The 15193-nt window shown below is 59.3% G+C and carries 19 protein-coding genes; 11 read left to right on the top strand and 8 right to left on the bottom strand.

The features are described from left to right. Together ACR0B0_RS10675 and ACR0B0_RS10680 are read right to left on the bottom strand one after the other, a co-directional pair. Complete coding sequence (locus tag ACR0B0_RS10675; protein WP_480647723.1) at nt 1-1452, bottom strand: sensor histidine kinase; 1452 nt, start codon at nt 1450-1452, stop codon at nt 1-3. Then, on the bottom strand, nt 1449-2186 hold the full coding sequence (locus ACR0B0_RS10680) for a response regulator transcription factor (RefSeq protein ID WP_170349750.1): 738 nt from the start codon (nt 2184-2186) through the stop codon (nt 1449-1451). Before ACR0B0_RS10680 ends, ACR0B0_RS10675 begins: the two co-directional genes overlap by 4 nt. Nucleotides 2187-2405: 219 nt before the next feature. On the opposite strand from ACR0B0_RS10680, the gene ACR0B0_RS10685 reads away from it, so the two are divergent. The 4 genes from ACR0B0_RS10685 to ACR0B0_RS10700 are packed head-to-tail and all read left to right on the top strand — an operon-like array spanning nt 2406 to nt 6573. Beyond that, complete coding sequence (locus ACR0B0_RS10685; protein ID WP_170349751.1) at nt 2406-3650, top strand: ABC transporter substrate-binding protein; 1245 nt, start codon at nt 2406-2408, stop codon at nt 3648-3650. 57 nt (nt 3651-3707) lie between these two features. Continuing rightward, a complete protein-coding gene (locus tag ACR0B0_RS10690; protein ID WP_170349752.1) occupies nt 3708-4580 on the top strand; it encodes a carbohydrate ABC transporter permease in 873 nt (290 codons plus the stop codon). Next, the gene (locus ACR0B0_RS10695; RefSeq protein WP_170349753.1) at nt 4573-5472 is read left to right on the top strand and encodes a carbohydrate ABC transporter permease; all 900 of its coding nucleotides are present in this window, start codon (nt 4573-4575) and stop codon (nt 5470-5472) included. The genes ACR0B0_RS10690 and ACR0B0_RS10695 overlap by 8 nt, the downstream gene beginning before the upstream one ends. A 3-nt stretch (nt 5473-5475) precedes the next feature. Next, nucleotides 5476-6573: an ABC transporter ATP-binding protein gene (locus ACR0B0_RS10700; RefSeq protein WP_170349754.1), complete on the top strand. Its 1098-nt coding sequence runs from the start codon at nt 5476-5478 to the stop codon at nt 6571-6573. Nucleotides 6574-6631: 58 nt separating this feature from the next. Here ACR0B0_RS10700 and ACR0B0_RS10705 read toward each other — a convergent pair whose 3' ends face one another. Then, nucleotides 6632-7240, bottom strand: a complete 609-nt coding sequence (locus ACR0B0_RS10705) for an MlaC/ttg2D family ABC transporter substrate-binding protein (protein ID WP_170349755.1) — start codon at nt 7238-7240, stop codon at nt 6632-6634. After that, on the bottom strand, nt 7230-8009 hold the full coding sequence (locus ACR0B0_RS10710; protein ID WP_170349851.1) for an MlaA family lipoprotein: 780 nt from the start codon (nt 8007-8009) through the stop codon (nt 7230-7232). The genes ACR0B0_RS10705 and ACR0B0_RS10710 overlap by 11 nt, the downstream gene beginning before the upstream one ends. Nucleotides 8010-8337: 328 nt before the next feature. Between ACR0B0_RS10710 and ACR0B0_RS10715 the strand changes: the two genes are divergently transcribed. Genes ACR0B0_RS10715 through ACR0B0_RS10730 form a run of 4 tightly spaced genes read left to right on the top strand, consistent with a single transcriptional unit; the run spans nt 8338 to nt 11080 of the window. Continuing rightward, complete coding sequence (locus ACR0B0_RS10715; protein ID WP_058282655.1) at nt 8338-8793, top strand: RidA family protein; 456 nt, start codon at nt 8338-8340, stop codon at nt 8791-8793. After that, complete coding sequence (locus tag ACR0B0_RS10720) at nt 8790-9557, top strand: glycerophosphodiester phosphodiesterase family protein (protein WP_425081349.1); 768 nt, start codon at nt 8790-8792, stop codon at nt 9555-9557. The genes ACR0B0_RS10715 and ACR0B0_RS10720 overlap by 4 nt, the downstream gene beginning before the upstream one ends. A 45-nt stretch (nt 9558-9602) precedes the next feature. Further along, nucleotides 9603-10790, top strand: coding sequence for a GNAT family N-acetyltransferase (locus tag ACR0B0_RS10725; protein WP_170376248.1), 1188 nt, complete (start codon nt 9603-9605; stop codon nt 10788-10790). Further along, nucleotides 10787-11080, top strand: coding sequence for a 4a-hydroxytetrahydrobiopterin dehydratase (locus ACR0B0_RS10730; RefSeq protein ID WP_170349758.1), 294 nt, complete (start codon nt 10787-10789; stop codon nt 11078-11080). The genes ACR0B0_RS10725 and ACR0B0_RS10730 overlap by 4 nt, the downstream gene beginning before the upstream one ends. On the opposite strand, the gene ACR0B0_RS10735 is transcribed toward ACR0B0_RS10730, so the two are convergent. The 4 genes from ACR0B0_RS10735 to ACR0B0_RS10750 all read right to left on the bottom strand — a co-directional run bounded on the left by ACR0B0_RS10735 (nt 11077) and on the right by ACR0B0_RS10750 (nt 12597). Continuing rightward, on the bottom strand, nt 11077-11388 hold the full coding sequence (locus ACR0B0_RS10735) for a hypothetical protein (protein WP_480647726.1): 312 nt from the start codon (nt 11386-11388) through the stop codon (nt 11077-11079). The genes ACR0B0_RS10730 and ACR0B0_RS10735 overlap by 4 nt on opposite strands. 15 nt (nt 11389-11403) lie before the next feature. Then, the gene (locus ACR0B0_RS10740) at nt 11404-11751 is read right to left on the bottom strand and encodes an EF-hand domain-containing protein (protein WP_254428477.1); all 348 of its coding nucleotides are present in this window, start codon (nt 11749-11751) and stop codon (nt 11404-11406) included. 11 nt (nt 11752-11762) lie between these two features. Then, nucleotides 11763-12008 carry a glycine zipper 2TM domain-containing protein gene (locus tag ACR0B0_RS10745; RefSeq protein ID WP_058282649.1) on the bottom strand — a complete coding sequence of 82 codons (246 nt, stop codon included), beginning with the start codon at nt 12006-12008 and terminating at the stop codon, nt 11763-11765. Between the two features lie 103 nt (nt 12009-12111). Continuing rightward, a complete protein-coding gene (locus tag ACR0B0_RS10750) occupies nt 12112-12597 on the bottom strand; it encodes a peroxiredoxin (protein ID WP_170349761.1) in 486 nt (161 codons plus the stop codon). A 100-nt stretch (nt 12598-12697) separates the two neighbouring features. Here ACR0B0_RS10750 and ACR0B0_RS10755 point away from each other — a divergent pair, with 100 nt between their 5' ends. The 3 genes from ACR0B0_RS10755 (at nt 12698) to ACR0B0_RS10765 (ending at nt 15185) form a co-directional block, all read left to right on the top strand. Continuing rightward, the gene (locus ACR0B0_RS10755; RefSeq protein WP_480647729.1) at nt 12698-13909 is read left to right on the top strand and encodes an NAD(P)/FAD-dependent oxidoreductase; all 1212 of its coding nucleotides are present in this window, start codon (nt 12698-12700) and stop codon (nt 13907-13909) included. Continuing rightward, the gene (gene rsmD / locus ACR0B0_RS10760; protein WP_170376240.1) at nt 13906-14463 is read left to right on the top strand and encodes a 16S rRNA (guanine(966)-N(2))-methyltransferase RsmD; all 558 of its coding nucleotides are present in this window, start codon (nt 13906-13908) and stop codon (nt 14461-14463) included. Before ACR0B0_RS10755 ends, rsmD begins: the two co-directional genes overlap by 4 nt. 86 nt (nt 14464-14549) lie before the next feature. Beyond that, nucleotides 14550-15185 (top strand): HAD family hydrolase, encoded by a 636-nt coding sequence (locus ACR0B0_RS10765; protein WP_425081353.1) that lies wholly within the window; start codon nt 14550-14552, stop codon nt 15183-15185. Nucleotides 15186-15193 lie beyond the last annotated feature (8 nt).

Here is a 15193-nt window from a genome sequence, read left to right on the forward strand (position 1 = left end):
TCACTGCCGGGTGATTTGCAGCCGCGCGCGCAAGCCCTGGTCCCCGGCCTCAAAACTGAGGGAGCCCCCATGCTGTTCGGCAATTGTGGCCACGATGGTCAGACCCAGGCCGAACCCGTCTGAGGATCCGATGTTCGATCCGCGCCGGAACGGTGCCATCAGGTTTTCAATATCAGTGACGGACAGATCGGCACCCTTGTCCTCGACCGTGATGGTCGCGGTGCGGGCGTCGGTTTCCAGCTGCACCTCGGCATGGCGGCCGTATTTCAGGGCGTTGTCGATCAGATTTGTTAACGCCCGTTTCAGAGAAATTGGCCGCCCCATCACCAGCATCCGCCGTGTCTCGGGCAAGGATCCATGCCCGCGTCGGGACATGAAGACCGATGGCGCGCCTTCGACTGCGACCCGGGCGATTTTCTTCAGGGTTACCGGCAGGTCCATGTCCTGATAATCAGCGACCACAGACTCGACCAGTGCGGTCAGGGAAATCTGACGGGGGTCTTCAACGCTGAGTTCCGAGCGTGTGTAAGTCAGCACGCTTTCGATCATGCCCGTCATCTGATCCACATCGGCCTCAAGCTTTTCGCGCAGTTCGTCATCGGCGATCAGGGCCGCGCGCAGGCGAACACGCGTGGCGGGGGTGCCAAGATCGTGACTGACACCGGACAGAACGGTAGCGCGTTTTTCAAGCTGCATGCGCTCTGCATCCAGATGGTCGTTCACGGCTGACACGATGTCGCGCAGTTCCGCCGGGCCGTCGGCATCATAGCTGCTCGGCCCGCCCCGGCGTTTGCGGCCGCGCAGAGCGTTGGAAAACCGGGTGAAACTGTCCGAGACATTGCCGATCGATGTCAGGATGACCGCCAAAGCCACAATGGCGGCCAGAATGGCGGGCAGGCGCAGGTCGCCAGGGGCGGCCTTGCAACCCCAGATATCGGTGCCGTCCACCTGCTGCCAGCCCCTGTGTCCGAACCGGGCGATCAGGATTGGCTCGCTGCAATAGGTGGCCAGAAGGCGGGTCAGATTGCCCATCTTCTCGGCCCCGGTCTGGTCAACGCGGGACAGAAGATCAGACACCGGATAAACCAGCCGGTCGGACATCACCGCCAGCGTCAGTTCGCGCCCGGCCAGGGGGGCGGTGTTGTCGGTCAGGATCGACAGGTTGGTGACAAAGCTGCGATCCGACAGGCCGGGCAGTTGCTCGAACCGCCCGGCATCGGCCAACTGCGCAGCTTCGGGGGACAAGGGGGTGATCGTGATCCCCGGCGGGGGGATTTTGCTGACCCGAAGCTCTTCATAGACGGAAAACCCTGCGACATAGGCGCGGGTTAGAAAGTTGTCCCAGGCGCGGGCCGAAGAAAACCACAGCCCGGCGGAGAGTAGCCCCGAGGCAAAGGCGGCCCCTGTCCAGATCCAGCCCAGGCTGCGCAGGCGCGGGGCGTGTGTGGTCATGCGTCCTCTTCCACCGACACTTCGGCCGCAAAGACATAGCCGACCCCGCGTTCGGTACGCAGCATCTGCGGGTCTTTCGGGTTGACCTCGATTTTCGAACGCAACCGACCAACCAGCATGTCGATGGCGCGACCCTGCGCCTCGGGTTTGTCGGCGCTGCCGGTGACGTCCAGCGCAGCGGCGATTTCATCCCGGGTCAGGGGGATATGCGGGTTGGCCAGCAAAACCTTGAGCAGCGCAGTTTCCCGTTGCGACAGAGGAACCAGGTAGCCTTCCGGTGAATGCACCTCATCCCGTTTGCCGTCATAGGCCCAGTCGTTGAACCGAAAGCGGTGTGTGCGGCGGCGATAGGCCAGCGACGGCGTACGCCGGGCGCGTTGCATCACCGCACGAACCCGCGCCAGCATCAGCTGCGGGTTGAAAGGCTTGGCGATATAGTCGTCGGCCCCGACCTCGTACCCCGCCATGCGCTGATGGTCGGCTGACAGGGCCGAAACCAGAATGATCGGCACATCCTGTTCAGCCCGCAGGCGGGCGCAGATTTCGACTCCGTTCTCATCCCCAAGCATCACATCCAGCAGGATCAGGTCGATCCGTCCCGCTGTCAGATGGTTGCGGATTTCAGCCTCGGAACTGGCGGGCAGGGCGACGAACCCGTTCTGATGCAGGAATTGGGTCATCATCGACCGCATTTCAGGGTCGTCATCCACCACCAAAAGTCGCGGAATGCTCACGCGGTTTGTCCTCCCAGTTTCTGCTCCTCCGACATCATCCATTGTAACGAACGGAAACAGATTCAATGTCAACGTAACACGCTGTAACAAAAGCAGTGAATTTTTGGGTGGTTTCCGGGCTTTGGCGCGGATTCAGCGTTGCCAGATGACGAACTGGTCTCAGAATAACGGGCATCGCTGCATCAGCAGTCACTAAGTTCTCTAGGGAGGAGACAGACAATGAAGCATTTTGCATTCGCCACCGTTTCGACATTGGCCGTTGTGGCCGGGTCGTCGGTTCTGGCCGAGCCGCAGGCCGAGGTTCTGCATTGGTGGACGTCGGGTGGTGAGGCCAAGTCGGTCGCCGTACTGCAGGAAGAGTTCGCGTCGAATGGCGGAACCTGGACCGATATGCCGGTTGCAGGTGGTGGCGGTGACGCGGCCATGACCGCGTTGCGTGCCCGGGTGCTGGCCGGAAACGCGCCGACCGCAGTTCAGCTGAAAGGCCCCGCAATTCAGGAATGGTACGAAGAGGGCGTTCTGGCCGATATCTCATCCGTGGCCGACGCCGAAGGCTGGGCGGATGTGCTGCCCGCATCCATCGCAGGTCACATGAAGTGCGAGGGCACATGGTGCGCCGCACCAGTGAACGTACATCGCGTAGACTGGATCTGGGCCAATGCTGATGTTCTGGCCGCAAATGGCATCGAAATGCCGACCACCTGGGACGAGTTCAACGCTGCTGCTGATAAGCTGCAGGCTGCCGGTGTGATCCCGCTGGCCCATGGTGGTCAGTCATGGCAGGACGCGACCGTCTTTGAAACTGTGGTTCTGGGTATTGGCGGGCCCGAGTTCTTCCAGAAAGCGCTGGTCGATCTGGACCCCGAGGCGCTGACCTCGGACACGATGGTTCAGGTCTTTGATCAGATGCGTACCCTGCGCGGCTATGTCGACGAGAACTTCTCGGGCCGCGACTGGAACCTTGCAACAGCGATGGTCATGAACGGCGAAGCAGCCTTCCAGATCATGGGTGACTGGGCCAAGGGTGAGTTCCTGGCGGCCGGCAAGAAGCCCGGTGAAGATTTCCTGTGCGCCTCGACCCCCGGCGACGGCTATCTGTACAACGTTGACAGCTTTGCCATGTTCGACGTGGACGGAGATGACAAGAAAGCCGGTCAAGACCTGTTGGCCAAGCTGATCGTGGCGCCGAACTTCCAGAAGGTGTTCAATCTGAACAAAGGCTCGATCCCTGCCCGCACCGACGTCGCGCTGGATGATTTTGACATCTGCGCCAACCTGTCGGCTGAAGACATGGGCTCGACCTCGGACGCTGGGTCGCTGTTGCCGTCCTATGCCCATGGCATGGCGCTGCGCGGGTCGCAGTCCGGTGCGATCACCGACGTTGTGACCGCGCATTTTAACTCGGATATGTCCTCGGCTGACGCGGTTCAGCAACTGGCGGACGCGGTGGCGAACAGCTACTGATCCAATACGCTCTGCCCCCTATAATGCGGGGCAGAGCATCTTTCCCCGGAGGCTAAAATGTCCGAATGGCTGGAAAACCACCTGCCCAAGGTGGTGCTGGCACCGTCGTTCATCGCCGTATTGATCTTTGTTTACGGATTTATCGGATGGACCGCATGGGTGTCGCTGACACGATCTAAACTACTGCCGAAATATGAGATCAACGGGTTCATCCAATATGAGCGCCTGTTTGATTCACCCCGCTGGGATACGGCAATCAACAACCTTTACATCTTCGGTGCTCTGTTCATCGTGATCGCGATGGTACTGGGTCTGCTGCTGGCCATCCTGCTGGATCAGAAGATCCGCGTCGAAGGAGCCATCCGCACAATTTACCTGTACCCGATGGCACTGTCGATGATTGTGACCGGTACCGCGTGGAAATGGATACTGAACCCGGGTCTGGGTATTGAATCCATGGTGCAGGGCTGGGGTTTCCCGAATTTCGAGTTCGATTGGCTGGTGAACCCGGATTACGCGATCTACACCATCGTAATCGCCGCAATCTGGCAGAGCTCGGGCTTTGTTATGGCGCTGTTCCTCGCCGGTCTGCGTTCGGTGGATGGCGAAATCATCAAGGCCGCGCAGGTCGATGGTATCCCCACGTGGCGCATCTATACGGCGATCATCATCCCGTCGATGGCCCCGATCTTCCTGTCTGCCTTCATCGTGCTGGCCCACCTTGCGATCAAAAGCTTTGACCTTGTCATCGCCCTGACGGGTGGCGGTCCGGGCTACGCGACCGATCTGCCAGCCACCTACATGTATGCCATGGCGTTTTCGCGCGGCGATATCGGTCAGGCGGCCTCTTCCGCGATGATCATGATGCTGGTCGTCTTTGCCATCGTGGTTCCCTATCTTTACTCAGAGCTGAGGGCTAAAAATGACTGATCTGTCGATGCCCCAAACCCAAACCCGCACGCAAAGCGCAACCGGCAAAATTGCCTTGCGCTGGTTGCTGTATGTCCTGCTGGGCCTGTTCGCGCTGTATTACCTGATGCCGCTTTTCGTGATGTTGACCACGTCGCTTAAAAGCCTTGAGGAAATTCGCACAGGCAGCCTGATCTCGCTGCCGCGTGAGGTCAGCTTTGACGCCTGGAAAACCGCGTGGTCCGGGGCTTGCACCGGTATCCAGTGTGAAGGGCTGCGGCCTTACTTCTGGAACTCGGTCCTGATCGCGGTGCCTGCGGTGGCCCTTTCGACCCTGCTGGGCGCGCTGAATGGCTATGTCGTGGCGCAATGGCGGTTCAAAGGCGCTAATATCATCTTCTCGCTGATGCTGTTTGGTTGCTTCATCCCGTTTCAGGTTGTGCTGCTGCCGATGGCGCGGCTGCTGGGCATGATGGGGATCGCCGGGACCATTCCGGGTCTGATCTTCGTCCACGTGATCTATGGCCTCGGTTTCACCACACTGTTTTTCCGCAATTACTATGTCACCATTCCGGCCGAGCTGACCAAGGCGGCACGGGTCGATGGGGCCGGATTCCTGCGGATATTCTGGTCGATCTTCCTGCCGCTGTCGCTGCCCATCATCGTGGTGACCGTGATCTGGCAGTTCACGCAGATCTGGAACGACTTCCTGTTCGGCGTGTCGTTCAGCCAGGCGGGAACGCAGCCCGTGACCGTGGCGCTCAACAACATCGTAAACTCCACCACCGGCGTCAAAGAGTACAACGTCGACATGGCCGCCGCGATCATCGCGGGGCTACCGACGCTGCTCGTTTATGTCGTCGCCGGTAAGTATTTCATCCGCGGTCTGACCGCTGGCTCAGTGAAGGGATAACCCATGGCTCCCATCCTCGATATCAACAATCTGTACAAGAATTACGGCGCAACCGAGGTTCTGAAGGACATCAACATTTCGATCGAACCGGGTGATTTCCTGGTGTTGGTCGGCCCCTCGGGTTGCGGCAAGTCCACCCTGCTGAACTGTATTGCGGGGCTGGAGGAAATTACCGGCGGCACGCTGTCCATCGGGGGCAAGGACATGACCCATGTCAGCCCCAAGGATCGCGACATCGCGATGGTGTTCCAGTCCTACGCCCTGTACCCGACAATGTCCGTGGCCAAGAACATCACCTTTGGCATGAAGGTACGCGGGGTCGATCAGGCGACGCAGGAGGCCAAGCTGAACGAGGTTGCCTCATTGCTGCAGATCGAGCCGCTGCTGAACCGCCGCCCCAGCCAATTGTCAGGCGGTCAGCGTCAGCGGGTGGCGATGGGCCGGGCACTGGTGCGCGATCCCAAACTGTTTCTGTTTGACGAGCCGCTGTCGAACCTTGACGCGAAGCTGCGGGTCGAGATGCGAACCGAGATCAAGAAACTGCATCAGACGCTGGATGCCTCGATCGTCTACGTGACCCATGACCAGATCGAGGCGATGACGCTGGCGACCAAGATCGTGGTTCTCAAAGGTGGAATCGTGCAGCAGATCGGCAGCCCGGCTGAAATCTACAACAACCCGGCCAACCTGTTTGTGGCTGATTTCATGGGCTCACCGGCGATGAACCTGATCCCGGCGCAAGCGTCCAAGACCGGCCCGGGCACGCAGATCGCCATTGCACGTGAAACGGGCGAGACACTGGTTCTGAACGATGCCCGCGATCTGTCACTGCCCGAGGATGTGATTCTGGGCCTGCGCCCCGAAGACATTGCCGAGGCCGGGTTCCGAGCCGGTGATGGTGTGCAAGAGGCCTCCTGTATGGTCGACATGGTCGAACCGGCGGGGGCTGATACTTATGTGGTCTCGGAACTGGGCGGCAAACAGGTCACTGCGCGGCTGCACGCGGAAACCAGTGCGCAGGCGGGCAAGATGTTGAACCTGGCCTTTGACATGAGCAAGGTGTCCTATTTCGCCAAGGAAACTGGCGAACGCCTGAACTAAAACCAAAAAAGCGCCGCGCGAAACCAATCGCGCGGCGCTTTTTCATTTGTGAACCGGATCAGCTGAGCTTGTTTCGGCTCATATCCTTGATCAGGCGGTTCAGATCGCCCCCACGCGCATCCAGCATGGCGCCGACCTCGGTCCGTTCGGTCAGCAGCATGTTCACCCCTTCGATGAACATGTTGAAGAACTTGTCGCGGCCCGATTTGTCCGACACCAGGAATGTCACCTCAAACGGGGAAGACCCCTGCAACTTGACCGAGGTGCGCACCTCGTAGCCCGCCTTGATTTTGCGGGCATTGCGAACTGTGACTTGGCCACCAATGAACTCGCGGAAGCGGCGGCCATATTTGTTGGAAATATAGCCCTGAAACGCTTTGGTGAATTGCTTGATCTGCGAGGGGCTTGCTGAGCGGCCATCTGCCCCCAGCACATAGCGCGCCATGATCGGCACATCTGCATATTGCACGAAGATCTTTTCAAAATCGCGGATCATCGCCTTTTCGGATTTGCCCGAGGCGATCACGCGGTTGATATCGTCCACGACACTGACAACCAGTGCCTTGGCGCTGGCTTCGGTCTGGGCAAAGGCGGGCAGGGCGGTCAGCATCGCACTGGCCAGGCCAGTGGCGATAAAACCGCGTCGGTTCAGATGGTTATTCGGCATAGGGGTCCTCGTAGGGGTCTAGGTAGGGGTCCCTGACTGGGTCAGTCCCGATATCTGCATAAGGGTCATCATACAAACCCAGATAGGCGTCCTCATCGTCGCGTGCCAGTTCAAAGCGGCGGTTTTGGATGTAAATTGTCTGTGCCTGCGCATAGCTGTCGGCGCTTTCATACAGGATTGAATCCACCGTATCCGAGAACCGGCCCCGATCACCCATGCGGCGGACGACCTCGGCATATACGCCGATATTGTCCACCGGACGGACCGGTGTGAAATTGATCGGATTCGAGAATAGATTGACCACAACACCAATCGCATCCCGTTGGGTTGACGGGCCATAGAAAGGCAGCTCGACATAAGCGCCCTCGCCAACGCCCCAAACATGCAGGGTCTCGCCGAAATCGGTATCCACCGGCGGCAGGTTCAACTCGGCAGCGGGGTCAGACAGGCCCAAGCCGCCCACAGTGGTATTGACCACAAAGCGCAGCAAAGCGTTGCCGGATTGTTTGACATTGCCTTGCAACAGGTAGTCCAGCGCCTGCCCGGGCATCGTCAGGTTTTCAGCGAAATGGTTAAAGCTTGTCACCATCGGATCGGGTACGATCTTGACATAGCCTTTCGAGGCCGGACGGAACAGAAACCGGTCAACGCCCAAGTTGAATTTGTGAATGCCCCGGTTGGTGTTCTCATAGGGATCGAACACCTCATTCGACGGGGTCCCCTCCGGCGGTCGCGTGGCGCAGGCGCTAAGGAATGCCATCACGGACATGACGATAAGGTGCTTCAGGCGGGGTCTGCTCAACACGGTCTTTGCCACTCCTAAACGTTCGGGTTCCACACGCCCGAACTGTCAATCAATACTGCCCGTGGCCACATAGCATGGCCCAATCCGATGTCACATATACGTTTCGCAACCAGTATGAAACAAAAAGCGTTTAACCTGTGCGACGTACTTACGTAAAGTGGTACAGGTTCAACTGTTCGGCATAGGAAGAGTTACGCTGACCGCTCTGGGTCGTCTATCCCCGTTTTCGTACTTTCCGATCCCGGTCTTCCCGGTTAGCTTCGCCCCGACTCAAAGATTGGGAGGAAACTTCATGAGCATCGCAGCAAAACTGGAAAGCCTGGGCGTCAACCTGCCGGACGCGCCTGCGCCGGCGGCGAACTATGTACCCTTCGTTCGGGTGGGCAACATCGTCTATGTCTCGGGCCAGATTTCCAAGGATGACGATCTGATCACCGGCAAGCTGGGCGATGACATGGAAATCGAAGCCGGTGCCGCGGCGGCAAAGGTTTGCGCCATCAATCTGCTGGCGCAGGTCAAGGCAGCCTGTGGCGGTGACATCGACAAGCTGGTGAAAGTGATCAAGCTGACCGGTTTCGTGAACTCGACCGCCGATTTCACAGCACAGCCCCAGGTGATCAACGGGGCGTCGGATTTCCTGGTCGAGGCGCTGGGCGAGGCTGGCCGTCATTCCCGCTCGGCCGTCAGCGCCGCGGCACTGCCGCTGGGCGTGGCCGTCGAAATCGAAGGTATTTTCGAGGTTCAATGACACCGACCTTGCCGTCAGTTTTCCTGCAGGCCCCGATTGCGCATCGGGCGCTGCATGACCTTTCGGATAACCGCCCGGAAAACAGCCGGGCGGCCATCCGTGCGGCTGTCGAGGCCGGGTACGGGATCGAGATTGATTTGCAGCGAACCTCGGACAGCCGGGCAATGGTGTTTCATGATTACGACATGACACGCCTGACCGGGCAGCCCGGCCCTATTCAGCAGGTGACGGCGACACAGGCGCAAGCGACGCAGCTGCTGCATGCTGATGATGGTATTCCGACGCTGGACGACGTGCTTGCACAGGTGGACGGCAAGGTTCCCTTGCTGATCGAGTTCAAGGATCAGGACGGCGCGATGGGTCCCAATGTCGGATCACTTGAGGCCGACGCGGTACGGGCCTTGCAGGGTTATGACGGGCCAGTGGCCTTGATGTCTTTCAATCCCAACAGCGTGGCCGAACTGGCGCGTCTTGCCCCCCATCTGCCGCGCGGGTTGGTGACTTGTTCTTACCAGCCCAAGGTCGAGCTGTTGCCGCAGAAGGTCTGCGATCACCTGCGCGACATACCCGATTTTGACAGGGTCGGTGCCAGCTTTATCAGCCATGAGGTCGCCGATCTGTCCCGCCCCCGCGTGGCCGAATTGAAAGCGCGCGGCGTGCCGGTTCTGTGTTGGACCGTACGCTCGGCCGAGCAAGAAGCTCAGGCCCGAAGGGTTGCCGATAACGTGACCTTCGAAGGGTATTTGGCCCCACATCCGGGTTGAACCTGCCCCTCGGTGTCACAGATAAAGATCAGACGCGGAGGGCACATGGATCAGGCGCAAATCGAAGTTCAGGTTCTGAGATCGCTTTCGCAGATTTCTGCGACCGAATGGGATGCCTGCGCCTGCCCCGAGGCCGCCGACGGTGGTCGGCCGCTTGATCCCTTTACCACGCATCGATTCCTGCTGGCGCTGGAAAACAGCGGTTCGGTTGGGCCGGGCACTGGCTGGCAGCCTCAATACCTGACCGCATATCTGGATGGGATGCTGATCGCGGCCGCGCCGATGTATGCCAAATCGCACAGTCAAGGCGAATACATCTTCGACCACAGCTGGGCCCATGCTTATGAAAACGCAGGCGGGCGGTATTACCCCAAACTGCAGATCGCGGTACCGTTCACTCCGGCCACCGGGCGGCGGTTTCTGGTGCGACCGGGCTACGAGGTGCCGGGCATGTCGGCCCTGGTGCAAGGGGCCGTGCAGATTGCAGCCGATAACCGGGTGTCTTCGGTTCATGCCACGTTCTGCACCGAGGACGAAGCGCTGGCGGGCGAACAGATGGGTCTGTTGCTGCGTCAATCACAGCAGTTTCACTGGCTTAACGGCCAATATGCGGATTTTGATGGGTTTCTGGCCGCGCTGTCCTCGCGCAAGCGCAAGAATATCCGTAAGGAACGCGCGCAGGCCTGCGAATTTGGCGGAGAAATTCACACCTATTCCGGTGATGATCTGCGCCTTGAACATTGGGATGCGTTCTGGCGGTTCTATCAGGATACCGGCGCGCGGAAGTGGGGATCGCCTTACCTGACGCGACAATTCTTTGATATCGCTCAGGAAACCATGACTGACGATATGGCATTGGTTCTGGCAGAGAGGGATGGCTATCCGATTGCCGGGGCACTGAATTTTATTGGGCGCGAAACGCTTTATGGCCGCTATTGGGGCTGCGTCGAACATCACCCCTGTCTGCATTTTGAATTGTGCTACTATAGGGCGATCGACTTTGCCATTGCAGAAGGATTGGCCCGTGTTGAGGCCGGTGCGCAGGGCGAACACAAGCTGGCGCGGGGCTATCTTCCCATGCGCACGTATAGCTTGCATTGGGTCGCCGACCCCGGCTTTGCCGATGCGATCAAGAAATATCTGGACGCCGAGGCCCACGCAGTGGGACAAGAGATTGAGATTCTGACGGAATACGGCCCGTTCAGGAAATCGAACCCGGAGGAACAGCAATGACCGAACTATTGTCGCCCGAGACCCGCGGACCGCTTCTGGACCCGCTGTTCAACAACGGCTGGACCATGGTCGAAGACCGGGATGCGATCACCAAGACCTTTATCTTCGAAGATTTCGTGCATGCCTTTGGCTGGATGACGCAGGTGGCGATTTTTGCCGAAAAGTGGAATCACCACCCCGAATGGTCCAACGTCTACCGCACAGTCGAGGTGACGCTGGCCACCCATGATGTCGGTGGCATTTCGGCGCTGGATGCAAAGCTGGCGCGCAAGATGGACAGCCTGGTTTAGCCTCTGTCGCTCCGCGAGCCTTCTCCGCCGGCCAGGGATGCAGCAATACCCAATTGCCGGAACTCATCAGGTGTCACGGTTCCGTCGCTGACGTTGATATTGCCAGGAATTTGCGTCGTCCGATTGCCGATTTGGCGCACACTGCGGGCTGCCGGATTAATATTCAGACATTTGGTGTTATAGCAGGTCAGCCCGGAAGTGTTGATCTGGATAAATGTCTGCCCGTCCGGTCCGGTCACAACCGGCGCCTGCGGTACATCGCAGGCCGCCACCAGTAAAAGCGCACCCAAACGGATCCATTTGTTCATCGTGCGCTCCTGTTGCTAGTCCAGGTGACCGTTGCCGTTTTTATCCGCCGCATTGAAATCGTCGTTCATCTGCGCGTCGTATTCCGCCCGAGAGATAAAGTCGTCATTATCGCGGTCAACGTCCTGAAACTGTTTTATGTCCAGAAACGGCTTGGCTTCGTCCAATCCCAGCGTGCCGTTCTTGTCGTCATCCATTTCCTGAAAGGCATAATCGGAAAAGGCATCGAACTCATCGCGGGACAAGAAGCCGTCATTGTTCTTGTCGATGGCCTTCAGTTCGTTTTCATGCAACTCGCCCACGGTCTCGGCTGTGGCCGCACCGGCCAGTATAAGGGCCGCAGCAATCAAAATTCCACGTGTCATCTCGGCTCTCCTCAGCATGCGTATCTGTTGCCTTCAATCGCGCCAGCGGCTGCGCCTGCCGCAGTCAGGATGGATTTACCTGATCCGCCACCGAATTGGTTGCCGATCGCGCCGCCGATCAATGCACCGCCCAGTGATCCGCTGAGACATGCGATTTCATGCTGCCGCGCCGCCTGTTGCTGAGGGGTGGGTGCCGGGCCGCAGGCGGCCAATGCCCCCGCTGTGCCCAGTAATAGAGTGAATACTTTCAGTTTCATCAATGAACTCCCTGATTGTATGCCACAACTATTGGCTGATCAGGGCGTTGCATCAAGTTAAATGCGTTTGCGGCCCCGAGGTGACCCGGGGCCGCGCGCAGGATCAGATCGCGTCCAGCAGAGTTTCGCCTGCTGAAATCTCGCAGGTGCCGGGGCTTTCTTCCAGGTTCAGCGCAGTGACCTTGCCGTCTTCGACCAGCATGGCATAGCGTTTGGACCGGGCATACAGTCCGGCGGGCGGGGCGTCGAATTCCATGCCAATGGCCTTGGTGAATTCGGCTGAGGCATCGCCCAGCATGGTCAGGCCTGCATCGGCCGCGCCTGTGGCCTCGCCCCAGGCTTTCATAACAAACGGGTCGTTGACCGAAACGCAGATGATCTCATCCACGCCATTGGCGGTAAACTGGTCTTTGGTGCGAATGAAGCTGGGCACATGGGCCGAACTGCAGGTCGGCGTGTATGCTCCGGGCACCGCAAAGATCACCACTTTGCGCCCTTTGGTTTTGTCTGAAATCCGCACCTCTTCGGGGCCGTCTGCGCCCAGTTGCGTCAGTGTGGCGTCGGGCAGTGTCTCACCTGTTGAAATCATTTTTTAAGCTCCTGTCGTTTGGATTTGCAGAGTCGGGCTCAGCCGCAATATAGGTGGTCGCGTGGATGAGACCACGGGAATTCGACACGGTGGGAGGAACATGAGCCATATTGTCGTCATCGGTGCCGGGCAGGCGGGGTCGTCGCTTGTTGCCAGGCTGCGCAAAGACGGGTTCGAAGGGGACGTCACTCTGATCGGGGCCGAGCCGCATCTGCCTTATCAGCGCCCGCCGCTGTCCAAGGCTTATCTGCTGGGTGAAATGGAGCTGGAGCGCCTGTTCCTGCGACCCGAAAGCTTCTACGCCGAGAACAATATCACCCTACGTTTGGGTCAGCGCGTGACGGCGATTGATCCGCAGGCCAAAACCGTGACCGTAGGGGATGAGGTCATCGCATATGACGAACTGGCCCTGACCACCGGGTCGGACCCGCGCTACCTGCCTGCCGCGATTGGCGGTGATCTTGAAGGTGTCCACGTAGTACGCGATCTGGCCCATATCGACGAGATGGAGCCCCGCGTGAAAGATGGCGCGCGCGCCCTGATCGTGGGCGGCGGCTATATCGGGCTTGAGGCCGCAGCTGTCTGCGCCAAGCGCGGGGTCAAGGTGACTTTGGTCGAGATGGCCGACCGCATCCTGCAACGGGTCGCCGCGCCCGAGACCAGCGATTACTTCCGCGCATTGCACAGTGAATATGGCGCCGATATCCGCGAAGGTGTCGGGCTGGATCGTCTGGTGGGCGACAACGGCAAGGTGGTTGGTGCGGTTCTGACCGACGGCACCGAGATCGAGGTCGATTTTGTTGTTGTCGGTGTCGGCATCGTCCCATCAACCCGACTGGCCGAGATCGCAGGGCTTGAGTTGGAGAACGGCATTAAGACCGATGCGCATGGTCGAACCTCTGATCCGGCGATCTGGGCGGCGGGCGACTGCGCGTCCTTCCCACATGGCGATGCCCGTATTCGTCTGGAAAGCGTGCCGAACGCGATTGATCAGGCCGAGATCGTAGCCCAAAACATGCTGGGCGCAGCCAAGGACTATGTGGCGACACCGTGGTTCTGGTCGGATCAGTATGACGTCAAACTGCAGATCGCGGGCCTGAACACCGGCTATGACCGCGTGGTGACCCGTCAGGGTGACGGTCAGACCGTGTCCTTCTGGTACTACAACGGCGATCAGCTGATCGCCGTTGACGCGATGAATGATCCTCGCGCTTATATGGTTGGCAAGCGTCTGATTGAGGCGGGCAAAACCGCTGATCCGGCCGTGGTCGCCGACCCGGACGCGGATCTGAAACCGCTGCTCAAGGCGTGAGGATCATCGCCGGAGAGTTCCGGGGCCGGGCCTTGGCGTCGGTTGGCAAAGGGGATGCGGGCGCTCATTTGCGCCCCACCACCGACCGGGTGCGCGAAAGCCTGTTCAACGTGTTGGGTCATCAGATCGACTTTGACGGGCTGCGCGTTCTGGACCTGTTTGCCGGAACCGGCGCGCTGGGGCTTGAGGCGCTGTCGCGCGGCGCTGCACGGGTGACCTTTGTGGATGACGGGCGGGTGGCGCAGGGGCTGATCCGCAAGAATATCGACCTGACCCGCAGCGCCGACCGCACCACCTTGATCCGCCGGGACGCCACGCGGCTGGGCGAAAATCCGGGTGCGCCCTATGATCTGATCTTTCTGGATCCGCCTTATGGAAAATCCATGGGGCAAAAGGCCATCGCTGCCCTGTCCCATGGCTGGATTGCCGACGACGCGCTGATCGTGTGGGAGGAAAACAGCCCCATGGCAGCGCCGCAGGGGTTCGACCTGCAGGACAGCCGGAAATACGGTGACACGCATATCTCGTTGATGTGGCGAAATGTTTCAGGCTGAAACCCTGCGGGCAAGGTTCTGCTGACACCCGGTTTGCACCTGCGCGCACGGTTGGCTAGGCACAGTGCAAAACAAAGAGGGCAGGCATGCACGATCTGGTCATTTTCGATTGCGACGGTGTTCTTGTGGACAGTGAACCGCTGTCCAATCAGGTGCTGGTCGACAATCTTGGACGGTATGGGCTGAACTTGACGCTGGAAGACAGTGTTGCGTTCTTTCTTGGGGGTACAATGACCGGAGTGCGCGACAAGGCCCGTGCGCTGGGCGCAAACCTGCCCGAAGATTGGGTCGATGAGGTTTATGCAGAAACCTATGATCGTTTGCGGCAGGGCGTGGATCTGGTTTCGGGTATTCCGGAACTGCTGACCGCGCTGGATGCCAAGGGCATCCCCTTCTGTGTGGCGTCAAATGGAAGTCCCGACAAAATGCAGATCACTCTGGGCCAGAACGGTTTGTGGGAGCGTTTTAGCGGCGCAATGTACTCCGCCCATGTCTTGGGAACCGCCAAGCCTGATCCGGTCATGTTCCAGACGGCCGCCGATCAATTCGGGGCCACCGCACCAGTGGTGATCGAAGACAGCCAGAACGGCGTAATGGCAGCCAAACGCGCGGGCATGCGCTGTCTGGCCTACGCGCCGCATGGGCAGGGCGAGAAGCTGGCGGAACTTGGGGCCGAAGTCTTTACCGATATGGCCGAGGTTCCGACGCTTTTGGGAATCTGACCTGGACG

The sequence above is a fragment of the Ruegeria sp. BA12 genome (genome assembly GCF_056539625.1).